Raw genomic sequence first — 23,718 nt, forward strand, 5'->3', positions numbered from 1 at the left:
CCTATCATGCCACAAAGCATAGCCATAACAGGTCAGGGTATAATCTGCGCAATAGGTGTGGATTGTGAATCCGTGCTGTCTTCCTTGAAGAAGGAGGAACATGGAATCTCACAGATTAAGTATCTTGAATCAATTCATAAAGAGCTTCCTGTCGGAGAGGTCAAGCTTTCTGACAATCAAATGAAAGATATTCTTGGGCTACCCACAGACAGAGAAGTAAGTAGAACATCGCTGCTTGGTGCTATCGCTTTGAAACAGGCAATGAAATCTTCTGTACTAAAGAAAGAAGATTTAGCCGGGAAAAGAGTTGCTCTCATATCGGGGACAACTGTCGGTGGTATGGATGTAACCGAGCGGCATTATCCGCAAATGCTTTCAGATAAGGGGAAAGCCCGGTATGTAAGACAACATGATTGTGGAAACAATACTAAAGAGATAGCTGAATTATGTGGTATAGAAGCCGATTTGATTACGATTTCCACGGCTTGCTCATCCGCATTGAATGCCATTATTCTTGGTTCCCGATTATTGTTGGCCGATAAAGTTGATATTGTCCTTGCCGGAGGAAGCGAAGCTCTAAGTCGATTCCATCTCAATGGTTTTAACAGCCTAATGATATTGGATTACGACAGTTGCCATCCTTTTGACAGTAACCGTCATGGACTTAACTTGGGAGAAGGAGCTGCCTACGTCGTTTTGGAGCGGGCAAAAGACCTATCTATGCGAAAAGGATGTAATCCTATCGTATTTATAGCAGGATATGGCAACAGATGCGATGCTTTCCACCAGACAGCGACGTCTGAGAATGGAGAGGGAGCATACCTTGCAATGACCGATGCCATTGCGATGAGTGGCATTAACCCGTCAGAGATTGATTATATCAATGCTCACGGCACTGGTACTCCCGACAATGACAGAAGTGAGTCTCAGGCTATACTTAGAGTCTTTGGCGAGTCCTATCCTCCAGTATCAAGTACCAAAGCTTTTACAGGCCATACAACGTCCGCCTCAGGGAGTATTGAAACAGTTATTTGCATGTTGTCGATGCACAATAACTTCATTCCGGCGAATCTCCGCTGGCAACAAAGTTCAGAGGATTGCATTATCCCCTCCAAAGGGCAACAAAACGTTGAGTTACACAATGTAATGTGTAACTCCTTTGGTTTCGGAGGAAACGAATCTTCACTGATTTTGTCTCGTACTCCCGTCCTTCTGGATGATGTAAAAGACTCAGCTGAATATGGAATTTCCTCCATTCATGAGATTACAAACACCGAGGACTTGTCTGATGTCAAAAAATATGTGACAGCCATGGAGGCTCGCCGAATGAGTAAAATCATGAAAGCAGCAATCTTGACTTCCATGCAGGCGATTGAATCAGCAGGTATCCAAAAACCAGATGCCATTGTCATCGGGACCGCATATGGAATGCTTGATCAGGGAGAGAAAATTCTCAATCACATAGAAGAAGAGGGAGAAGAAGGGCTTAGTCCTACTTTGTTTATGCAGAGTACACATAATACTATTGCTGGAACATTGGCCACTCGTCTGAAATGTCATGGGTATAACATCACCTATTCGCAGGGAGAAGATTCTTGGGATTTAGCAATATCCGATGCCAAACAACTGATTTCGGAAGGGAAGGCAGAGAATATACTCGTGGGACTGCATGACTATTGTCCCGAACATTTTCGTCAAATTTTTGAATTTGCCGGAATAAAGGTTCCTGCTGAAGTAATTTCTAGAAGTGTAATTGTATCAAAGCATAAAATAGGAAAGGAGGAAGGCAATGAATAATTCGTTACTGTTTAACCTCTCCACTTATGGTTTGTTTCTGCTTGCTTTGATTCAGAGTGCAATCCTTGCCTTTGGTCAAGTTTTCTTGAAGATAGGCTTGATGAAGATGGAACCATTCGGATGGAATGCAGCTTTTTGGAGGTCGGCTTTACTTAACTGGCAGTTTGCCCTTTCCGGAATATGCTTCGGAGGAGCCAGCCTTTTGTGGATGTATATCATAAAGAAATTTCCTCTCAGTATGGCCTATCCTTTGGTCAGTTTAAGCTACGTTTTTGGACTATTGGCTGCAGCGTGGATTTTCCACGAAGATGTCAACCTCAATAAATGGATTGGAGTTGCATTGATAGTGGCGGGCTGCTTTATCATTTCTAAACCATAAAATCATGAGAAAGATAATAATATTGTTGACTTTGTGTTTGACGCTCGGGGTTGCGTTTGCCCAGAATTTCAATCAAGCTCAGGCACTGAAAGAAATTAGTGCTGCGGCAGCTTCAATAAAAACTATGCAGTGTGATTTTGCCCAGACAAAATCGTTGAAAATGCTTGGCGACAAAATGGTCTCCAGAGGTCAGATGTGGTGTGAGCAACCAAATATGCTGCGGTGGCAATATAACACTCCATACACTTACACATTCATCCTCAATAACAATAAGGTAACGGTCAAAAAAGGCAATCATAGTGATGTGATTGATGTGAACAAAAACAAGATGTTCAAGGAAATTGCAAGAATCATGATGAATAGTGTCTTGGGGAAAGTGCTGACAGATAAAGCAGACTTCAAATCGTCCGTTATCCACAAGAGCAACTATTACATCGTTACTCTGATTCCTCAGAAAAAGGAGATGAAACAGATGTTTACTTCCATCCTTTTGCATTACGACACAAAACTCAAATTAGTTACGAAGGTTGAAATGCACGAGAAGAATGGAGATAGTACATTGATCGAATTGAAAAATATAAAAAAGAACACTCCGATAAATGCTTCGCAGTTTAAGATTAATTAGTCTACTACTAATACTGTTGAGTTGCCATGGCTTTGTATTTTCGCAGAGTCCGGTTCTTGCATATCCTGACTCGGTAGGTCAGAGATCCCGGTATGAGATTGTCATAGAAATGCCTAAAGCCTATCTTAGCGGACTAATGATTATGCACAAGCCATCAGAAGGACATGTAGATGCGAGTGTAATCAATGAATTTGGCATTTCTCTGATGGATATAAGCTACGATGAGAAAAAGGACAAGGTTAAAATACACAGTATAACTGACAAGATGAACAAGTGGTATATCAAGAGGTCACTGAGCGGAGACTTTAAGAATATCTTTAAAGCTATGCATCAGGGTTCACAAGAATACCTAAATACAAAACGCAAAATCAAATATTCTTTTCAACCGGCAAATGAAACTGAATAGGAATTTATATAAAATCATCAATAAGGAAACTGTCGGCGAGGTGACTACATATATAATCACCCTTATTCCTTCATGCGTAATATACGCCGCCCATTTTCCGGGAATGCCTATTACTCCAGGCGTTTGCCAGATTCAAATGACAAAAGAACTTTTGGAGGATTGTCTTAATAGGACATTGAGAATTTCGGGAGTGAAAAATGCGAAATTTGTTTCCGTTCTAACTCCGACAGACAAACCAATAAGAGTCTCATTAAATAAAATTAAGCAAGAAGACAATCAGTTCAAGGTACAAGCCGTGATTGCTGATGATGATACAACCTATGCCAAACTCTCATTACAAACAGTCATTGCATGACAGAGGCATCTGTGTGATAATACCAGTTTATAATAATGAGGGTACTATTGCAGACGTGGTGGGGCGAACGCTTCTCCACTGTGATGACGTAATTGTAGTGAATGACGGTTCTGCCGATTCGACAAAAGAATGTTTGGAACGTATTGCCGGAATAACAATTATCAATTCTCCTAAGAATGAAGGAAAAGGGTCGGCATTGAGAAGAGGGTTTAGGAAAGCTTTGGATTTGGGTTTCGCTTATGCGATAACTCTTGATGCAGATGGGCAACACTATCCTGAAGATATTCCTCTGTTCTTGGATGCCAACATCGAACATCCGGGATGTCTGATTGTCGGGTCCCGTGATTTAACCGGGGTTGTCAGATCTAAAGGAAGCTCGTTTGCAAATTCCTTTAGTAATTTTTGGTTTTGTGTTCAGACGTTGCATAGACTACCTGATACACAAACTGGTTATAGGCTTTATCCACTCAAAAAGTTAAAAGGGTTATCTTTCTTAACCTCACGTTATGAGGCGGAGCTTGAATTGTTGGTATTTGCCTCGTGGCACGGTGTAAAGCTAATTTCAAAGCCGATAAATGTCTTCTACCCAAAACCGGAAGAACGGGTCTCCCATTTTAGACCCGGCCTTGATTTTACAAGAATTTCAATCTTGAACACGATACTGTGTGTTTTAGCTGTGATTTACGGTATTCCATGTTTCTTGTACAGAAGTCTGAAAACGGGCTTATTTACAATTACCACCTACATTGTGTATCTTGTCGGAGCTCTCACAATAACCCCCATTGCATTCGGAAAGGCTTGTTATACTAAACTGACAGGGAAACCATCTTATAAACTGCATAATGTCGTGACAACATTCAGTAAGACAGTTGTTAAGTTACTCGGTTTGTTCGGTGCGAAAGTAAAAGTAGATAATAAATCAGGTGAAGACTTTAAGAAACCTGCATTGATTATATGCAACCATCAGAGTCAATTAGATTTAATGGTTCAATTGAGTCAGACAAACAGGATAATATTTCTGACAAACGATTGGGTGTGGAAAAATCCTATATTTGGTGCCATTGTTCGGTGTGCGGAATACTATCCCGTCTCAGTGGGATTGGAAAAACTTTTGCCCAAGTTGCAAGAGTTGGTGGATAGAGGATACTCAATTTCAGTTTTTCCAGAGGGTACGAGATCAGAAGCGGAGGAAATTAACCGATTCCACAAAGGTGTATTCCATATTGCTAACACTCTGAATCTGGATATTTTGCCTCTTGTTGTTTATGGGACAGGGAAGGTTATGCCGAAACATGGATGGCTTATAAAGAGGTGGCCAATATGGCTGAAAATAGGGAAAAGGATGAATCAAGAAGATTTGACCTCTTTGGGGACAACTCTACGGGCACAGGCCAAAAACCTGCGTGGAGAATACCAAACTATTTACGATAACTTGAAAAATAGGATTGAAAGGAATGTCTAAACAAAAGGTCATAATAATTGGTGCCGGACTTGGTGGTCTTGTATGTGCAGCCATTCTTGCAAAAGAGGGGCTTGATGTCACTGTTGTAGAAAAGAATCCACGTGTTGGAGGATGCCTACAAAGCTATTGCCGTGACAATGCAATATTTGATACAGGAATGCATATCTTTGGAGGTATGCACGAAGGCGGTAATATAAGAAGAATCTTTGATTATCTCGGTATTTCAGAGATGCTTAACATTCATGATCTTGATGCCACAAACAGCATTGAAGTATTTGTAGATAAAGATAAAACAACCCAAACATTCTCAATGTACAGAGAGAGATTTGTAGAATCCCTCTCAAAGATTTTCCCGGAAGAAAAGAGCAATTTACAGAATTATCAAAATAAGGTGGACGAGGTTATGGAGCAAATGGATTTGTTCCATCTTCGGGCTGACCGTGGATTAAATACCGTTGGGAATGTTGATTTCAACCTTCCTGCGAATAAATTTATTTCTAAATATATCGACGATAATCGGCTGGTAGCCTTATTGGGCGCACTGAATGTTCTATATGCCGGTGAAGCGAATGTCACCCCGGCATTTTTACACTCCTCAATTTCCACTATATTCTTTAATGGTGCTTGCCGAATCGCCGGAGGTTATGAGACTCTTGCAAATGCTTTGACGTCTGTTATAACAAATCATGGAGGGAAAATTCTTGTCAATAGTAAGGTAATCAAGATAAATTCTGACAATAAAGAAGTTACCAGTATTCTTACTGACAATGGCAATATTCTCAAAGGGGATACTTTTGTATTGGCCTCCCCTGTGAATGAGTTGGAATCACTTATAGATAACCCCAGACTTTTGTCAAATGCCTACAAGTCTTTTATTTCCATAAAAGAAGATTCAATCTCATCCTTTATCGTAAATATCCGGCTTAAAAAAGATAAGATAGAATACAGTAATCGTATTGGTTTCTATTTGGAAAATTACGATACGACATGGGAAGATGAATCCTGTGCTGATATAAAGCGGTTTATGTATATGACACCACCTGTTGTCAATCAAGGAAAATTCGCAGAAACACTCAACGTTGTGGCTCCTTTGAGATGGTCTGAAGTAGAACAATGGGAAAAGAACGTCAAAGGAGCAAGGGATAAGGATTACTATACCTTCAAGAATAAACTAATAGAATTCATATTAGACAAATTATCTGAGATATATCCAAGTCTTAGAGAAGCGGTGGAGTACATAGATTCCGCCACGCCTTTAACAATCCACGATTTTACGGGTGTTAGGCATGGAGCTATGTGTGGTTTGCGCAAAGATTGTAATGATGCCATTCCATTTATTCCCTTGCGTACCAAGATTCCCAACTTGTTTCTTACAGGACAAAGTATAAATATGCATGGCTTTTGTGGCGTGACATTGACCGCAGTACAAACTTGTGAAGCGATTCTTGGCAAGGATTATCTTATCAATAAAATTTAAACGAAATGAAGAGAATCACCTCCATAATAGCTGCAATAATAATGACAATCAACTGTTTTGCCAAAATTAATATATGGGAAAATACAGATTGCCATAAAAAGGTAAAGCTAACTCCTTATATAGTCAATGGCGATAATAATATCGGGATTATTGTATGTCCCGGTGGGAGTTACTTTTGGCATGATAGCGAAACCGAGGGGCATGAAGTGGCTAAATGGCTCAACAATAACGGAATTTCTGCGTTTGTTTTGGACTATCGAACTGCCTATGTCCCCGCATTTATATTCCATCATCGGTATCTATTTAGAGGAAATCGTTATCCTGACCCACAAGATGATTTACGACAGGCTATAAAAATAGTAAGAGAGAACGCAAGTGAGTTTGGGGTGGATTCTACTAAAATTGGGGCCATGGGATTTTCAGCAGGTGGACATCTCGTAATGTCTTCTGCAGAACTATTTGATCCGCAATATAGACCGAATTTTATTGTTCCGATATACCCTGTTGTTACCATGACTGAAAAATGCGTTCATAAAAGGTCTCGCAGAGGATTATTGGGTGATAATAAACAGAATGACCCGGAATTAAAGAATTTACTTTCACTAGAAAGACATGTTCCGGAAGATTGTCCGCCTGTCTTTTTGGTGAATTGTAAGGATGACCCTATTGTGGATTACCACAATTCTGTATTGTTGGATTCGGCTCTCACGTCAAAGAACATTCCTCATCAATATCTTTTGTTTGAGACAGGAGGACATGGATTTGGTGCATCTGAAACAAAGGGTTCTGCTGAATGCAGGGAATGGAAAGAAGCATTCCTAAACTGGATAAAGACAATATTCTGATAAAGATACTTCCAAATGACTAAGATTGCACTCAAAATACATGACTTCATGCAGAGCCGCAGAAGGTTTTGCCTTCTGTCGTTTATCATAGTCACGTCAGTCCTCTCCTGCCTGTTGCTACGTCTGGATTTTAAAGAAGATATTTCGGATTTTCTTCCATTGGAAGGCAATCATCAGGAGGCGATGCAGGTCTATCAAGATGTGTCGGGGGCAAGTAAGATTATTGCCATATTTCAAGCGTCAGATTCGCTTAATGCAAATCCTGACGATATGGTGGAAGCAATCGATTATTTTGAAAATATCGTCTCTGAAAAAGATTCTGCTGCATATGTCAGGGAATTGACTACGCAAATCAACTTGGAGAAGATTTCGGAATATACCGACTTCGTCTATTCTAATATCCCTTATTTCCTCTCCGAGGAAGATTATACGAGAATGGACAGTCTGCTGAATACCCCCGGCTATATTTTATCTCGGCTTGAAGAGGATAAGGAACTGTTAATGTTCCCCACATCCGGATTGCTGTCTGAAAATCTTCAAAGAGATCCGCTCAATCTTTTCTCTCCCTGCGTAGGTAGGCTTCAAAGTGGCCAGTCTGCAGATAATATTGAGATGTATGACGGTTATATCTTTACTCCGGATATGAGCCGCGCCTTGGTTCTAATGGAATCTCCATTTGGAAACAGTGAAACTCATAACAATGCCGTTTTAATGGATTTCCTTGCGGAACGGGCAAACGAGGTTGAAAACGAGTTTTCAGGAGTGACTGTTCATTACATCGGGGGGCCGGCCATTGCAGTCGCCAATGCTACACAAATTAAAGAGGACAGTCTGTTATCCATTGCAATTGCCGCAGTTCTGATTGTGGCGTTACTTATTATTGTATTTAGAAAGGCTTGGAACATTATCCTTATTGTCATTTCGGTTGGATGGGGATGGTTGTTCGCAATGGCGATGGTATCGGTGATTCATAGTAGTGTTTCATTGATTGTTGTGGGAATATCAAGCATTATACTCGGTATTGCAGTCAATTATCCGCTCCATCTGATAGCTCATACTGCGCACACAGGTTCGATGAAACAAGTGCTAAGAGAGATAATAGCTCCCTTGATAATAGGTAATATAACCACTGTAGGAGCGTTTGTTGCACTTGTCCCATTGAAAGCGGCTGCTCTCCGCGATTTGGGGATTTTCAGTGCTTTGATTCTTATTGGCACCATTTTATTTACCGTTGTATTTCTGCCTCATGCAGTTCGTAAAAAAGGAAACCGTCAACATGAGATTTCTGTCAAATGGCTAGATTGGTTGAGCAACATTAGACCGGAAAAAAAACGTTGGGTTGTCCTTGGCGTGGTGTTACTCACTGTCATATTTGGCTATTTTAGTCTCAAAACAGACTTTGACTCTAATATGAGCCATATAAATTTCATGACCGACCGTCAGAAAGCGGATATGGTATATTTTAAGGAACTGACAAGCAATAACTCAGACAACACTGAAACTTTATATGTTGTAAGCTCCGGAAACACGCTGGATGAGGCTATTGATAACAATGCCGCGTTAAGACCCAAACTCAAACAAGAACTTGCTTCGATTGATAGCGTTTATCAATCTGACATGCAATTTCTACCATCATCAAAACAGCAAGCTGAAAGATTGGAAAGGTGGACTAATTTTATAGCGACTCATAAAACTCTTTTGACAGATTCCTTGACGCAGGGGGTACTTACAAAGGGCTTCCAGAAAAAAGCATTCTCTCCCTTTGAAGATATTCTATCAGGAGAATATGCCCTCCAAGACAAAGACTTCTTTAGCCCTCTTAATTCCATTAATTCTCAGCACCTCAGCATTGACAGTATAAATGGGAAATACCGGGTTGTCAATCTGATTTCTGTGCAGAAAGACAAAATGGAAGTTCTCCGTCAAAAGATTGATAGCCTCGAAGGGTCCCATTTCTGCTTTGATGTGCAAAGTATGAACAGTGCTATTGCCAATGGCCTCTCAGACAACTTCAGCTATATTGGATGGGCCTGTAGTTTGATTGTGTTCTTTTTCCTATGGGCTTCTTTTGCCTCCATTGAATTGGCTTTGCTCTCGTTCCTGCCTATGGCAGTCAGTTGGATTTGGATTCTGGGAATTATGGGAATGACCGGAATACAATTCAACATTGTCAATATTATTCTCGCTACTTTCATCTTTGGACAGGGAGATGATTACACAATCTTCATGACCGAAGGCTGTTGCTATGAATATGCTTTTAGGAAAAAGATGCTTGCTTCCTACAAAAGTTCGATTCTTGTGTCCGCTCTCATTATGTTCATCGGAATCGGAACTTTGATATTTGCAAAACATCCGGCACTCCATTCATTGGCTGAGGTTACCATTGTTGGTATGCTCTCGGTTGTATTGATGGCTTATCTATTGCCTCCTTTGGTATTCAATTGGATCACAAAATCTCATGGCAAATATAGGAAACGCCCTCTAACGCTCGGACCGTTACTTCGTACTTGGTTCTGTGGAGCATGGTGGCTATCTCAATTACTAATCGGATATATCTTGGGCTTCTTCCTGTTTATTATTGGTCCGAGGACACCAAAAACACTGGCTCTTTTCCATCGTTATGTCACTTGGTCACATAGAATTGACCTTAAATTGATGCCCGGTGTTAAATTCAGAATGCACAACCCGTATAATGAGACTTTGAATAAGCCCTGTGTTATCGTGTGCAACCATCAGTCCTTGCTCGACCCGATGTATTTTATGGCATGGAGTCCTAAGATTCTCATTGTGGCAAATGAGAGGTCAAGTATGAATCCGGTGGTTCGTATAATGTTCAAGTGGTTGGGATTCTATACAATCCGGCAGTCCAACTTTACTGCATGGAAGGATTCTTCTTTGGAGAGAGACTTGGAGATTTTCAAGAAGTATGTCGAGGAAGGCTATTCAATAGCCTTCTTTCCGGAAGGAATGCGTAATCCCGATTCTTCCATTCTCAGATGCCATAAAGGACCGTTCTATCTTGCAAAGCAACTTAACATTGATGTTTTGCCTGTGTTGCTGCATGGCGTTAACTATCTTATGCCCATCCAAAGCTTTGCCTGCTACAAGGGAGAAATCAATATGCGGATAGGTAAACGGATAACATCGTCAAGTCCTATATGGAATGAATCATACTCTGCATTCGCCCAGAATGTTCATCGCCACATGAAGGTTGAATACAAGGCAATGTGTTGCAAGTATGAGACGGCAACCTATTTTGCATCTCTTGTAAAAGACCGTTATCGATATAAGGGGACGGAACTATTACAGGAAGTAACCCGTAACCTAAAAAAGCACAACAATTATTCCGATTTGGTAGACCATACTCAACCGGGATGTGTTGTTATTAAAAATTGTGGATATGGTGAAATGGCTCTATTGATGGGTCTTGTCCATCCCGACATCAAGGTATTTGCAATTGATTCGGACGAAGAAAAAATAACAGTAGCAAAATATGCTGCTGAGGGAATTGTTACTAACGTAGAGTTTCAGACCTCTATGGATTTATCAACGATAGAAAACTTAAAGCTTTATGAATTTTCAGTGTAAACAGACATACGTTCCTAAAAAAGTATGTGGTGCAATATTGGCCGGTCTGATATTGTTTTCCTCTCTTCATGTCAACGCTCAGGAACCAATTACCATCAATAGCGACAACTCTGTCACAATTACTTATATAGATCCGAAAGCCGAGAAAGTAGAAGTACAGGGTACATTCTTCCAAAAAGGGAATTCTTTAATTCCTATGGCTGGAATGTTCTCCAAAGATGGTAAAGCTGAAATGACGAACACTGGAAATGGAGTTTGGACTTATACGTCGCAGCCGCTCAGTTCTGAACTCTACTGGTACGATTTCGTAGTGAATGAAGATTCTGTGCGTTTCGATAAAAGGAATAGGGACACAACTCGGGATATAGGCTCTACCTATAACTATTTTATCATCAAGGGCGGGATTGGAGATAACTTTACTGATGCGCAAACAAAAAAAGGCACATTAGAATATGATTGGTACCCATCATCGTTGAATGGAATGAGTAAACGCCGTATGGCTGTATATCTTCCTCACGGATACAAATCATCATCTCGACGCTATCCAGTCCTTTATCTCCTTCATGGTTCGGGAGGTGATGAAACTGCGTGGGCTGATTGCGGTCGTTTATCCCAAATAATGGATCATCTTATTGCAAATGGCACATGTGAACCAATGATTGTTGTCATGCCCAACGGCAATGTGGAGTTAGCAGCCGCTCCCGGAGAAGATCCTAACAATCCGAATGTTCAACCTTCTAGCAACAATGTTTCATCGATGTTTGGTAAATTCGAGAAATCATTTGTCCCCGAGATTGTCAATTATGTTGACAAGAATTATCGTACGGTTGCAGATAAGCAACATCGAGCCATAGCTGGGTTGTCTCTTGGTGGCCTTCATACACTGTACACCTCATTAAATAATCCTAATGAATTTGATTACATTGGATTATTCTCGGCTCAAACAACAAACGCTCTTGGAGACAAAAGTGTCGGCGGATTGAAAAGTATAGGAGAAGGTTGGAAGCAACTAAAGCAAGCACTTCCTTTTTTAGGGGGTGGTAGCGTTGACCGAAAGATTAGCAGTATCACTGGAGGAGAATCCGATAAGAATTTGGATATATATGATAATTTTGATTGGAAATTGAAGAATTTCTTTAAGAAAAATCCCAGACTCTTCTATATCGCCGTAGGGAAGGATGATTTTACAAAGAAACTTAACGATGACTTAAGAAAAAAACTTAACAAGGGTTGCTATACTTTTTTGTATAATGAATCAGATGGTGGACACACTTGGAGCAACTGGCGTAAGTATCTGATTGACTATCTTCCCCGATTGTTTAAAAATTGATAACTACAGAAAATGAAAGAACATATTAGAACTTTACTGGAAGACCTTCTTCCTCTCGTAGATTTAGATTCGGACTTCCTTTTTGCCGAATTGGATTCTCTTGGCGTAACGACTATTTTGATGGTGCTGTCTCAGGAATATGGCATTGAACTAGAAGCTAAAGATGCCACTCCCAAGAACCTCCGTTCGCTTGACAGCATAGTCGAAATGGTAAACCGTAGGCTGGCAGAAAAATAAAGGTTATATGAACCGACTGGAAGATTATCTACGTGAACATGCACAATCTTCGCCCCAGAGGATTGCTTTCCAAAATTCCGATGGAATTTTGACTTATAGTGAACTATGGACGGCGGTCTGTGAACGTGCGTCGGAAATTGAATCCGAAACCTCCCGTGTCTATGTATTAAGATCCGCGCATGATTTTGATTTCATCATAGACTATTTCGCAGCTCACAAGGCCGGGAAAGTGGTTGTTCCTCTTGAAAAGGACTTGCCCGATGCTCAATTTCAGGGAATACTGGAATTGACATCGCAGGCTGATATGCCGGGAGATGTAACCGACATACTTTTTACGACCGGAACAACCGGTAAACAGAAAGGGACTATGATTAGCCAAGGTATCATTATATATGATGCTGAAAACTTGATTGATGCACAAGGCTTTTCTTCGAACCTGACGTTTATTATTACCGGTCCGCTTAACCACATAGGAAGTTTGAGTAAGATATGGCCGTCAATAATAGTTGGTGCTTCCATTTATATCATGGACGGGCTCAAAGACTTGCCAGCTTTCTTTAAGGTGGTTAAGGATGCTCCTTGGAAGGTGGCTACTTTCCAAGTTCCGGCCAGTCTCCGTATGATGATACAATTCGGTGAGAAACAACTAAGGGATTGTTCTGAAAAATTTGATTTCATCGAAACTGGAGCCGCTCCAATTTCGCAATCCGACATGGAGAAACTATGCGAATTGCTTCCGCATACTCGTCTTTATAATACTTACGCCTCCACAGAGACCGGAATAATCGCGACCCATAATTTCAACGGAGGATATTGTGTAGCTGGGTGCTTAGGAAAGCCGATGAAACACTCAGCCTTAACAATTGATGATGATGGGTTTATTGTATGTCAAGGTAAGACGCTAATGATTGGCTATTGCGGAGACCTGGATGAAACAAATCGAGTTCTCAGAGAGAATAAAATCTTCACGAAAGACAAGGGAATCCTCGATGAAGAGGGCCGATTGCAATTAGCCGGACGAGATGGAGATATTATAAATGTCGGAGGGTTCAAGGTAAATCCTGTTGAGGTTGAGGATGCCGCCCAGTCGATGCCGGAGATTGATGACTGTATTTGTATTCCATCACAGCATCCGGTATTAGGAATAGCACTCCGTCTTCTCTATGTTGTAAAAGAAGGTCTTTCCGTTGAGAAGAAAGCGTTAGCCAAACACCTTGCATCAAAGCTTGAAGGTCATAAGGTTCCTCAGTTATATACCCAAGTCGATAAAGTTGAGCGCACCTACAACGGTAAGCTCAACCGAAAAGCGTATAGCCCGAAGTAGGAATAACTTTGAAACTCATCTTTCCAATTGTCCATGTGGTGGTTGGGATAACGGCCTTTGAAGACGCGATAGCAGATTGGGGTTCCCTTGGGAATGCGTTTGCTGCCGTAGCCCATGCGGTCGATGTAGATGTCATAGCCTTCGGCTTTTAGGCGCCGTGCTATATCGTTGGCGAAGTCTTGTATCGGACAATTTTTGTAAATTTCAGGGAAGTCGACAAAAAATGGAAGTTCATGGTTTTGATTTCTGATGCAAAGTTATTCCTCTCATATCGCAAAAGGTGATACAGCTTTACGAATTTTCAAAAAATAAATCAGAAATCAAAATCCAATCCGGCTTTTTTAGCTTGGGAATGCTGATGTTCCCTCGGAATATGGTATTGACGACCGTCTTTAATCAGATATGAGCCAGTCTGATGAAAGTTGAACGGTACTCCCGACTCCCGGCATTGTCTTTGCATATCAAGAACCCAGTTAAAGTCCAGAGGTCTGGCATATTTGCCGGATTCACCACCGACCGAGACCTCCTCAATCAATTCCGGATTGAGGTATTTGCTTATGTCAATCTTTTCTATCATTGGCGCGACAATTACCATGCGGTGCTTGATTGGCAATGAGAGAAATATCGGCAAACGATAATCTGCGCGGTCCTGATTTTCGACCGTGCACCCGATACCAACATGGTTATATCCTTCGCCCCAATCATCCGGGAAGCACTGCATAAGGCGTTCTATGCGTTTTGTGAAGAAAAAGAATGTGCAATCAGTCCGTTGGCGGATAATATCCCAGATTTCATCACGCCACTCATCGGCTTCTTCAATCAGAAAATCAGAGGTGAAGCACAGCGCAAATTCCGTGCCTGACGGAAATTTCCAATTCTTCTTTCTATCGCGCTTTATAGGTAGATTGAACGATGCCGTTTTACGCACTTCATTTGACGGTGTGACCGTGCCAAACGCCGCATCCTCACGGTAAACGTAACAATGCTTGCATCCCGTACTTATCTTGTGGCAACCATGCCACGGATTCCACATCGGCATAATTCAATCTCCGCAACTGTCAAGTCCTAATTGCACAATATCTTCTGAATCCTCAATCACTTCGGGACTGCACATCGACTCTTCCGCTGCTTTTACTGCGCGACGTGCGTCTTTGGCTTTCTTCTTAGCCTTGCGTTTGATCTCGTCCTCTATGAGTTGCTGTTTCAGAGATTTTACAACCTCAGGTTTTTCACGTTTGAAACGTTTCTCATATAGATTTTCAATGTGCTGTGGCAGTAGTGTCTTCCACGGTTCCTGCTTATGATTGTCAATCTTGCGAAGTGAATCCGGTTTGAATCCAAGTTCACGCGCCATCTGTACCTGCATGTCAGAAAGATGGTGACGCTTCTGCGCCACCATCCAGTCTTGTATGATTGTCCGTCTCGAAGCCATAACTATTGTTTCTTAGTATAACGCCAATCAAAGTTTTATAGTTGTCCTTTGCAGAGGCAATCGTTAAGGTGGTCATCTACGAAGCCTGTGGCTTGTAGATGGGCGTAGCAGATTGTTGAGCCGAAGAATTTGAAACCTCGCTTCTTCATATCTTTAGCGATTGCATCCGACTCAGGCGATGTGACCGGAATATCAGCCATTGTTGCCGGATGATTTACAACGGGGAAATCTCCGTGAAAGACAGACCTCAGATAGTTGAAGAAGCTGCCGAACTCTTTCTGAATCTCGATGAACAGCCGGGCATTGGAAATAGCCGACTGGATTTTACGGCGATTCTTGACTATTCCGTCAAATTTCATCAATCGCTCAACATCTTCTTCGGTCATGGCAGCAACTTTCTCAACATCGAAGTTGTGAAATGCCTCACGATAGCCTTCTCGTTTGCGCAGGATTGCTATCCAAGCCAGTCCAGCCTGTGCGCTTTCCAACGTGAGGAACTCAAAGAGTATATGGTCATCCGTGACAAGGCGACCCCATTCTTCATCGTGATATTTCACATAAAGAGGGTCGTCTCCGCACCACGGACAACGACTCAGTTTCTCAGATACCATTTTAATCCCAGTCATTAAGGTTGGCTATTATGCGGTCGATGTCACTTTCATCAAAAATCTCCGGCTGTTTCTCGTGACAATGACAGTCACCATCGCAATGACAACCGCATTCACAGGTATCCGTCAGTTCTTCGACTGTGTTCTCATTTTCATGTCCCATCTTACTTCGCCACCACCTTCTTGAACTCGGCTGCGGGTTTGAAAGCCGGGATATTGTGAGCCGGGATAATGATAGTTGTATTCTTGGAGATGTTACGGGCAGTCTTTTCCTTGCGCTCCTTTACGATGAATGAGCCGAAGCCACGGAGATATACATTTTCGCCGTGTGCGAGGCTGTCTTTGATTGAAGTCATCAGTCCTTCTACTACTGCGAGTACGCTTGCTTTCTCGATGCCAGTTGTCTTGGCAATCTCGGTTACTATTTCCGCTTTTGTCATATTATTTTTTGAAATTGGGTATGCAAAATTAGCGAAAAATCCTGATATTTGGAATAATAAGTTGCCTCTCGCCGCCTCCAAAGGCGGCCGAAATTTTTAGGATTTTGAGCGTAAATCAGCGGAGCAATTCTTCACAGGATTGCTCCGCTTGGCGTATATTACGACTATTGGCTATTATTGCTCCTTTCTGCAAGCCATTCATCGCGCCATTGGCGACAAAGTTCAATAGTGGGTGCTGTTGCTGAGAATAATTCGCCATCGGTATGACGATATTCGTATATCTATTGGAATTTCTTTGAATATGGGCGATAGGGATTGTAGGCTTTAGAGTATAGTTCTTGTCCCAACTTGGGAATTAAGAAGTCATATTCAGAATTGCACATATAATGTTTTGATTGTGACCTCCACCGGTGCGGTGGAGGTCGGGTTAAACTTATGCTCTCTTTCTCTCTGCTATCATCTTGATGTTGTCGCTGATAATTTTGGTAATGCGGTCTTGATATTGGCAGACCTTGTTGGCGAATGCCCTGCATTGAATGATTGAGTAGTCTTTGAGGGAGATTTCAATCGTGGCGATTGTCTTGTCCTTGATTTTGGCGGAGAATACCAATGTGTTCTCTTTGAGGTAGTAGGACGATGAACCTACACAGATGTGCTGACGGCTTCCCTCATCATAATACTCGGCTACGGAGTTTAGGGTATGGACAACGATTTCTCCGTCTGTCATAACCAATCCGGTGTATTTGCCTTTGAGTTCCTCAAACTTGGCTTCATCTTCCTCCGCTCTCTTGCGGTCTTTCTCTCTCTGCTCCTTGATACGCTGACGTTCAGCCTTTGCCACATATTCATCGTGTACGGCTTTGAGGTCTTTGGGTGCTACCAACGTGGGGGAATGGAGGTCTCTGCCCATTCTATCCAACATCTTGATGTAGTCAAACCACATCTGAGGGTCGTCAATCTTGTAACCTGCCCTGCGTGCCACCTTGATTGTGTCCCAATATTTGTCAACCTCTTTAGGGTGGTGGCAAAGGTAACGGAACAATCCTTCCTCTCCGGCTTTCATCAGAGTCTCAGCCTTGGGGTTGGTGAGCAACTGCTGAAACATCATCACGGGGTGTGCGCCATAGGTAAAGGTTGTGTAGCCATTACGTTTGATGGTGTCAGTGACCTTTGTCCTTGGATAGACCCATTGGTTGGCGATGTGCCAGAATGCGTCATTGTCGTGTCTGATTTCCAATGGAGAGCCGAAAGCGAATGAGTCAATGTAGTGACCCAATGTGCGCTGAAGCCCCACTACGGTGGTGTGTCCGTGCTTGTCAATCCAATAGGAGCCGATTTCAATGAAGCCGGGATTTGCCTTCATTCCTTTGCGGAACTCCACAATCATCAGAAACATTCGGATTACTTGAAAACCCTTGACTGCGGTGACGATGATGAAGTAGGATTTATCCCTTACAACTCGCTGGGTGGTAGCCTTGACCTCAACCTTTGCGCCACAATGGGGACAACGGCACATTCCTTCCTCGGCTTCCCACTCGTGACCGCATATCAGACACACGGCTTTCCCTTTCTTGAATCTAAGGGCATAGTTGTCGATTGTATGGGTCAGTGCCCACTGCATTTGGGCGGTGGTGAGTGGGCGAAGCTGCCCACTCATTGCCAATATCTGCTCTTGCTTCTTATTTCTCGGTTTCATAGTCGTATGCTTTAGAAGTCATCTCCGAAGAGATTGGGTTGAACATTGATTTCTGCACCTGCTTTCGGTGCGGTGGCGGTGTGCTTGGGTGCGGTTGCCTTCGGCTGGTTCTGTCTGCGGATTTCGCGGAGTTGTTCTTCCTTGTACTGCTCCATAGCCTGTTCCTTTGCCTCGGCTCTCTCAGTGTCGGTGAGTTCCTTTGCAACCGCTATCTTGCAGTTGACATTGGGGACATCCTCCAAATTTTCATCGTAATAATGAAGGATTAGAGAGAACACGCTATCCGAGTCCATAATGGTGAGTCCGCTTTTCTGCACCTCGTGAGCCACATAGTTCAGTGCCTTTTCCAATGACTTCGCCGGATTTGCGTACTTGATAGCGAGGATAGGGTCGCTTGCGCAACGCTCCTCCATATAGTTACGGACAACCTCCATAACTGCGTTTGATGATTTCATTTCGTTTGCCATAGTCGTATATATTTTAGAATGTTAAGACAAAGTATATCATTGCAATAAGGGTTAGTATGCTGATGAGCCACCCTATACCTCTTATCATCGGTTTCACTACCACCCAAAGAACAATCCCGATTACTATTCCGAGTATTATCCCGACCACCTTAGTCAGCCGTCTTAATGCGGTATGAGCTGGTGATGGTGTGAAGCTCGAATTTCTAATATGTCGGTTATTTTGTGTCATAAGGCGATATTTTTTTATTTGATTTTCCGCTTAATGCGTCTAATCACTGTTTGAAGTATGTTCGCTCGTTTATTATCCCTGCGTGACGGGAAATAGCGGGCTGTTCGCCGACGGCAGGAAAATACTACCCGTAGGGCTGGAGATTTTTCTGACAGGCGGCAAAAGAATAGCCCGTTACCGGCACGTTATTCCATCACGAGCGAATATGCTTTCCAATAGATGATTGCATTATGCTGAAATTGCCGAATAAACATAGAGCCGAAGTTGCCTCTTTGGAGACACAGAATAACCGACATACGGAAATGTTTTTTCTAAAATCAGTTGAAGTGTTACCTACATGAAATTTGAAATGCCACACTCCCGGAAAGGCGAATGTATGTGACGGAATCAGGAAATGGAGGCATGCCGTAATGCACAGAGGCCGTCACAATCTTTCGCATCGTGGAGTGCTGACAACGGAAGAATGGCGCGACGGCTAAACGAAACGGGTAATGGAGCGGGCGTTAAGAATACGGAGTTGCAGATAAGCAAGAGCAGGATTGGCGAAGCTCCGGCTCCGGCGTTCAGCAACTCGGTGTTTAGCCCGCTCTCATTCTCAGGTAATGCGGTCGGCGGTAGAGCAGCCTCCGGCAAACGCCGCGGACGGCATTGCCATTACCAGACATTGCCTCGCTGTGCGATGACAAGCCCAGCCGTCGTACCTCTCTGGAGTTTATATTTCTGAAAATCGCATCTGAATAAAGCATTGACCGTATTTAGCCTTGATTTTCTTGGAAACACCAAAAATTATGGCTAATTTTGCAGTTGGCCTGCAATATGGGCTTGAATTTTAGGTATAATACAAAATGATACGCGAATTCTGGACTGAAAACTACCTGTCAATTCGGGAACGTCAAACGATGAACTTTGAGACGGACGGCGATGATGGAAACTGGATGAGTGCCGAAATCACAAAAGGTGTTCATCTTGGCCGTGTGGGAATAATATTCGGAGCCAACGCTTCGGGTAAATCGAATATGCTCAAAGCGATGCAGAACGCTTTTGAGCTTATGTTCATTGACCGTAAAGACCGAAATGAAAGGGTGCATTCTGAAATGCCTTTTGCTTTGACCAAGGATCAGCCGACAAAGATGTTCGTGTCTTTTTATGCCGACGGTGTCAGATATGATTACATGATTTTATATCTCGGAAGCCATATCATAAGGGAGGAATTGAATTACTATCCCAATAAGAGCAAGTCTCTGTTTTATGAACGCGAGTTTGTCGGCGAAGACAGACAATGCGAGATTAAATTTGGAACAAGCATTGGCATAAAGGCGAAGACGCTCCGGGTTCTGAAAGAGCATACTCTCAACAATCATTCGGTCCTCTCCACATATGGAAAAGTGTCCTTGCCGGAAGACGCATGTAAGATTGCGGCACTGTACAATTGGATTAAGTCCCATGTACATGGAGTCAACAATGACGGCGGAAGCCTCGTCTCTCTTCTGAAAGAGGTAAGTCAGAATGAGAAAAAGAAAGAATTCTTCATACAGATGTTGAAAAAGGCTGATTTCAATATTTCAAATTTCAGCGTCATATCGGATGGCGTTGAAAACCATGTGGAGTTTGTAAATACATCAGATGAAGGTAACTTCATGTTGCCTCTCTCCACACAGTCTGCCGGAACAATTAAATATCTGGTTGATCTTAACTATCTGTATAATGCCATAACCGGAGACCATATCTATATGCTTGACGAATTAGGCGAGGATTTGCATTATGATCTGCTACTGTATTATATTCAGGTCTTCCTTGCCAATTCGTGCCAATCGCAGTTGTTTTTCACAACACAGGAGATGACATTGCTTTCAGAAGATCAGTTTAATGAAAACCGTCAATCAGTGTGGTTCGTAGAGAAGTCATCTGAAACGGCGGCATCTGAATATACCCGCGCTGACAAACTCGGCCTCCGCAGGGAACACTCACTCTACAATTCCTATCGTATCGGTCGGTTTGGGTCAAAACCTGTGTTGGGTTCGCCGTTCATCTTAAATCAGAAATGAGCCATGCCAAAAGTAAGGAAACAAACCACTGTGATTATCGGCGAAGGCCCTACGGAGTTCTTCTATCTCAATTCATTGAAGGATGAGTTCCGCCAGTTACAGAGCATCAAACCGGACACTCCGAAGAATACGAGCCTGCGTGAATTGGAACGCTCGATTGAATCTGCAATAGCAATCGGATATGACAGGATTTTTTGTCTTATCGACATGGACAATAAGAAGAAAGACCCGACAAGTTGGGCAGCCTATTCTGAATTGAAACGGAAATATCATGGCAAGAAGGTCCACAATGAGAAAAAGGGGCTCAATTATGAAGTCCGTTTCTTTGAGACTGACCGCTGCACTGAACTGTTCTTCCTTTATTATTTCAGATATACGGGACAAAATTATGCCGATTCAAAAAGCATAGAGGACGAGCTTTGCCGGATATGTGGATATGAAAAAACTCAACGGTTTTTCAGGACACATCCATTGCATCAATATTTCCAGAAGAAAGGCGGTGATTGGGTAAGGGCGATTGAGAATGCCCTGAAATCTGAGAAATGCCTGATTGACGGAGAACGGGATTATACCTATTCCGAAATAGGCTCAATGTTCAAAGAGCTGGGAATTGTCTGATTTTGTCAGTATAGTATGAAGTGTGTTCGCTCGTCAACACCACGGCACGATGGGGAAAAAGCATGGCTATCACAATAACTTAATTTCGGCAATAAGCAAGGTTCTATTGCCGAAATTAAGGAGGAGCGTGTTATTCCGAATTAATTCATATACCTTGCAGTGTTCAATGACATTGAACACCACGGTGTATTATAACTGGGATTGATGTAAAATGTGTCCCTGTTAAAAAAATGAATCCTGATATATTTGTAAAATTAGATTATTCTCCGCAATTTTGCATTATTCTCCAACACTCGGAGAATAATGCAAAATATCGTAGAACATGAAGGAGATAACAATCGCCGGACAGCAGATAGAGCTTCGGAATCTATCCAAGCAAGACCAAAAAGGTCTGTGGCTTGAACTCATTGCAAATTTCAAGATGATGCAGTTTGATTTCAATGGGCAGGTTATGCTTTTGCTTGTGGCCAAAGGTGAAATGGATTATACCAATGTGCAGCGTCGTAAGATTTCGGAAAGAATTGAAAGCATCAAGCATATTCCGGCTGTATTTTACTTTGACAATTTATTGACTTATGAGCGTGACCGATTAGTGGAGCAAGGAGTGTATTTTATCGTAGCCGATAAATTTGCATTTGTGCCTACCTTGATTATCAACAGGCTGTCAACAAAAAGTGAGATTAAAGAATTGTTTTATCCGTCAACACAATATATTCTTTTTTATCATCTACAGATCGAGAGCCTTGACGGTTTGTCGCTTAAAGAGTTGGAGGATAAAGTACCTTATAAATATAAGACAATCGCCAAATCCATAAAGCAACTTGAAGCATTGGGATTGGTTAGTCTGGAAGGCAGCAGGAATAAGAAACTTGTGTTTGAACTGTCAGGGAAAGAACTTTGGGATAAGGCGTCAACCAATCTAATTGATCCAATCAAAAGCATAGAATACACATCAGATGTATTTCCCGAAGGAGATATTGGCGGAATCTCGGCTCTGTCGCATTACTCAATGCTCGTCCCGGAGGATGTCCCGACAAGAGTTTTGACTGCGGAGTGGGTGCGTGAACATAAATACTCCATACCCGAATTGCACTCTTTTGAAGATACACAGCGCATCGAGATATGGAAGTATCCGCCGTCAGGCACTTCCGGCTATGTGGATAAATTGTCATTGTTCCTGACATTGAAAGATGATAACGACCCACGGGTTGAGAAAGAAATTGCAATAATGATGAATAAAATAAAATGGTAGGAGGACTTGAAAAATTCAGGGAAGCGTTTGCCGACTTCTCTGACAACTTTGTGATTATCGGAGACACAGCCTGCGATGAAGTCCTTTCCGAACATCCCTCAAACGAGCACTGAGATTCCAAGAGAGACAAGATAATTGAGATTTGACAGCAGTATAACGGCTAATATGCTGATTCCGATTGCAGAAACTTTAACATTTAGGATAGCGTGTACATCGCGGAAAATGATTAAATTTGCACTATCGGATGAAAAATGACGAAGAACATTGAAACACTGTCGTGTGCGTAACGTGTACACCACAGGAAGAGCAATGCCAACAACTTGATTATCAATGCAAAGCATAAGATTCGCCAACCCCAGGCGGATCACTAAAGGGTCACTTTTCAGTGGCCCTTTTTTCGTGTCCGTAAGTGACTGATGTGCAAGTGTTAGCAATTTTATAAAATCTTGATTTAGAAAGATTTAGCACAAACCGTATTTCCTGCCGATAGCCAAAGTTAGCATTTGTTAGTTCGGAATTAGCACATTATCTTTGGTACAGATTTCGTGAATGTACCACAAAAAAGTACCACAAATGTACCAGCTTTTCCAACAAATATCAGCCGTTGTCTCCTGCCCCGGTCTTGCCATAGCGACCGGAGCCTGTTTAGAGTGCCAACTCTCTGATATTTGCTATTTTGTGCTAAATGTTTCCAAAAGATTCGGGGCGTGCAACAGCCTCGTTGTTGGATGCGTTGAAATGGTATGTGGTACACGTGTGGTACATTTCCCGGAATTTGTGGTACACGCTTTTTCGTGTACCACATCACGAGAAATTTGAATGTATCATTCTTAAAATCTTTTACTTATGGCAGGAATACCACAGATCAAGATTGTTTTCGACCGCCGCAAGAAGGCATCGGCCGTCAACCCCGGCACCGTGGAGATTGAGGTGTCGTACAACCGTGAGCGCGTCCGTCTCTCCACCGGCGTGGCTGTACTTGGAAAAGCCACTCTACTTTGACCCTTTTGGCCAAACAGAATTCACCCCTTTGGCCATAATATGATTGACCCTTTTGGCCCAAATAACATTAACCGCTTAACACAAGAGTTATTAGAGATTTTTTG

23 protein-coding genes and 1 pseudogene are annotated in these 23,718 nt (G+C 42.3%); 16 read left to right on the top strand and 8 right to left on the bottom strand.

What is annotated here, in order from left to right; genetic code table 11:
* The first annotated feature begins 6 nt into the window (after positions 1 to 6).
* The 12 genes from FW767_RS08255 (at position 7) to FW767_RS08310 (ending at position 13,825) form a co-directional block, all read left to right on the top strand.
* Entirely contained in the window at positions 7 to 1,797 is a 1,791-nt protein-coding gene (locus tag FW767_RS08255) for a beta-ketoacyl-[acyl-carrier-protein] synthase family protein (protein WP_068960709.1), read from the top strand.
* Positions 1,790 to 2,176 carry an EamA family transporter gene (locus FW767_RS08260; protein ID WP_068960710.1) on the top strand — a complete coding sequence of 129 codons (387 nt, stop codon included), beginning with the start codon at positions 1,790 to 1,792 and terminating at the stop codon, positions 2,174 to 2,176. Before FW767_RS08255 ends, FW767_RS08260 begins: the two co-directional genes overlap by 8 nt.
* 4 nt (positions 2,177 to 2,180) lie before the next feature.
* Positions 2,181 to 2,801: a LolA family protein gene (locus FW767_RS08265; RefSeq protein ID WP_068960711.1), complete on the top strand. Its 621-nt coding sequence runs from the start codon at positions 2,181 to 2,183 to the stop codon at positions 2,799 to 2,801.
* Between the two features lie 109 nt (positions 2,802 to 2,910).
* Positions 2,911 to 3,207 carry a hypothetical protein gene (locus FW767_RS08270; RefSeq protein WP_084274016.1) on the top strand — a complete coding sequence of 99 codons (297 nt, stop codon included), beginning with the start codon at positions 2,911 to 2,913 and terminating at the stop codon, positions 3,205 to 3,207.
* On the top strand, positions 3,194 to 3,562 hold the full coding sequence (locus tag FW767_RS08275; RefSeq protein WP_068960712.1) for a hotdog family protein: 369 nt from the start codon (positions 3,194 to 3,196) through the stop codon (positions 3,560 to 3,562). Before FW767_RS08270 ends, FW767_RS08275 begins: the two co-directional genes overlap by 14 nt.
* A complete protein-coding gene (locus tag FW767_RS08280) occupies positions 3,513 to 5,024 on the top strand; it encodes a glycosyltransferase (protein WP_235898088.1) in 1,512 nt (503 codons plus the stop codon). The genes FW767_RS08275 and FW767_RS08280 overlap by 50 nt, the downstream gene beginning before the upstream one ends.
* Complete coding sequence (locus tag FW767_RS08285) at positions 5,017 to 6,501, top strand: phytoene desaturase family protein (protein ID WP_068960714.1); 1,485 nt, start codon at positions 5,017 to 5,019, stop codon at positions 6,499 to 6,501. Before FW767_RS08280 ends, FW767_RS08285 begins: the two co-directional genes overlap by 8 nt.
* Positions 6,502 to 6,506: 5 nt before the next feature.
* Positions 6,507 to 7,346 (top strand): alpha/beta hydrolase, encoded by an 840-nt coding sequence (locus tag FW767_RS08290; protein ID WP_068960715.1) that lies wholly within the window; start codon positions 6,507 to 6,509, stop codon positions 7,344 to 7,346.
* Between the two features lie 15 nt (positions 7,347 to 7,361).
* Positions 7,362 to 10,934 carry a 1-acyl-sn-glycerol-3-phosphate acyltransferase gene (locus tag FW767_RS08295; protein WP_150980485.1) on the top strand — a complete coding sequence of 1,191 codons (3,573 nt, stop codon included), beginning with the start codon at positions 7,362 to 7,364 and terminating at the stop codon, positions 10,932 to 10,934.
* The gene (locus FW767_RS08300; RefSeq protein ID WP_068960656.1) at positions 10,918 to 12,264 is read left to right on the top strand and encodes an alpha/beta hydrolase-fold protein; all 1,347 of its coding nucleotides are present in this window, start codon (positions 10,918 to 10,920) and stop codon (positions 12,262 to 12,264) included. The genes FW767_RS08295 and FW767_RS08300 overlap by 17 nt, the downstream gene beginning before the upstream one ends.
* Before the next feature lie 12 nt (positions 12,265 to 12,276).
* Positions 12,277 to 12,501, top strand: a complete 225-nt coding sequence (locus FW767_RS08305; protein WP_068960657.1) for an acyl carrier protein — start codon at positions 12,277 to 12,279, stop codon at positions 12,499 to 12,501.
* Positions 12,502 to 12,508: 7 nt separating this feature from the next.
* Positions 12,509 to 13,825 (top strand): class I adenylate-forming enzyme family protein, encoded by a 1,317-nt coding sequence (locus tag FW767_RS08310; protein WP_068960658.1) that lies wholly within the window; start codon positions 12,509 to 12,511, stop codon positions 13,823 to 13,825.
* Positions 13,826 to 14,138: 313 nt separating this feature from the next.
* Here the strand turns inward: FW767_RS08310 and FW767_RS08315 are convergent, their stop codons facing one another.
* The 8 genes and pseudogenes from FW767_RS08315 to FW767_RS08345 all read right to left on the bottom strand — a co-directional run bounded on the left by FW767_RS08315 (position 14,139) and on the right by FW767_RS08345 (position 18,468).
* On the bottom strand, positions 14,139 to 14,858 hold the full coding sequence (locus tag FW767_RS08315; RefSeq protein WP_394349339.1) for a DUF5131 family protein: 720 nt from the start codon (positions 14,856 to 14,858) through the stop codon (positions 14,139 to 14,141).
* Positions 14,859 to 14,867: 9 nt separating this feature from the next.
* On the bottom strand, positions 14,868 to 15,257 hold the full coding sequence (locus FW767_RS08320; protein ID WP_068960660.1) for a hypothetical protein: 390 nt from the start codon (positions 15,255 to 15,257) through the stop codon (positions 14,868 to 14,870).
* A 35-nt stretch (positions 15,258 to 15,292) separates the two neighbouring features.
* Positions 15,293 to 15,883, bottom strand: coding sequence for a DNA-3-methyladenine glycosylase I (locus FW767_RS08325; RefSeq protein WP_232321500.1), 591 nt, complete (start codon positions 15,881 to 15,883; stop codon positions 15,293 to 15,295).
* Positions 15,870 to 16,028 carry a hypothetical protein gene (locus FW767_RS13140; RefSeq protein WP_205523869.1) on the bottom strand — a complete coding sequence of 53 codons (159 nt, stop codon included), beginning with the start codon at positions 16,026 to 16,028 and terminating at the stop codon, positions 15,870 to 15,872. Before FW767_RS13140 ends, FW767_RS08325 begins: the two co-directional genes overlap by 14 nt.
* Position 16,029: 1 nt before the next feature.
* The gene (locus FW767_RS08330; protein ID WP_256359325.1) at positions 16,030 to 16,320 is read right to left on the bottom strand and encodes an HU family DNA-binding protein; all 291 of its coding nucleotides are present in this window, start codon (positions 16,318 to 16,320) and stop codon (positions 16,030 to 16,032) included.
* Positions 16,321 to 16,469: 149 nt separating this feature from the next.
* Positions 16,470 to 16,583, bottom strand: a pseudogene (locus tag FW767_RS08335) (DUF3873 family protein); the annotation flags it as partial.
* 155 nt (positions 16,584 to 16,738) lie between these two features.
* On the bottom strand, positions 16,739 to 18,001 hold the full coding sequence (locus FW767_RS08340) for a PcfJ domain-containing protein (RefSeq protein WP_068960718.1): 1,263 nt from the start codon (positions 17,999 to 18,001) through the stop codon (positions 16,739 to 16,741).
* An 11-nt stretch (positions 18,002 to 18,012) separates the two neighbouring features.
* Positions 18,013 to 18,468: a PcfK-like family protein gene (locus FW767_RS08345; RefSeq protein ID WP_068960719.1), complete on the bottom strand. Its 456-nt coding sequence runs from the start codon at positions 18,466 to 18,468 to the stop codon at positions 18,013 to 18,015.
* Between the two features lie 1,074 nt (positions 18,469 to 19,542).
* On the opposite strand from FW767_RS08345, the gene FW767_RS08350 reads away from it, so the two are divergent.
* The 4 genes from FW767_RS08350 to FW767_RS13145 all read left to right on the top strand — a co-directional run bounded on the left by FW767_RS08350 (position 19,543) and on the right by FW767_RS13145 (position 23,614).
* Positions 19,543 to 20,742 (top strand): AAA family ATPase, encoded by a 1,200-nt coding sequence (locus FW767_RS08350; RefSeq protein ID WP_068960720.1) that lies wholly within the window; start codon positions 19,543 to 19,545, stop codon positions 20,740 to 20,742.
* Positions 20,743 to 20,745: 3 nt separating this feature from the next.
* Complete coding sequence (locus FW767_RS08355) at positions 20,746 to 21,360, top strand: RloB family protein (protein WP_068960721.1); 615 nt, start codon at positions 20,746 to 20,748, stop codon at positions 21,358 to 21,360.
* A 322-nt stretch (positions 21,361 to 21,682) separates the two neighbouring features.
* Positions 21,683 to 22,612, top strand: coding sequence for a hypothetical protein (locus FW767_RS08360; RefSeq protein ID WP_068960722.1), 930 nt, complete (start codon positions 21,683 to 21,685; stop codon positions 22,610 to 22,612).
* Between the two features lie 846 nt (positions 22,613 to 23,458).
* Positions 23,459 to 23,614, top strand: a complete 156-nt coding sequence (locus FW767_RS13145) for a hypothetical protein (protein ID WP_205523870.1) — start codon at positions 23,459 to 23,461, stop codon at positions 23,612 to 23,614.
* The last annotated feature ends 104 nt before the right edge of the window (positions 23,615 to 23,718 follow it).

The organism is Heminiphilus faecis, assembly GCF_008728965.1.
Classification (GTDB): Bacteria; Bacteroidota; Bacteroidia; order Bacteroidales; family Muribaculaceae; genus Muribaculum; species Muribaculum faecis.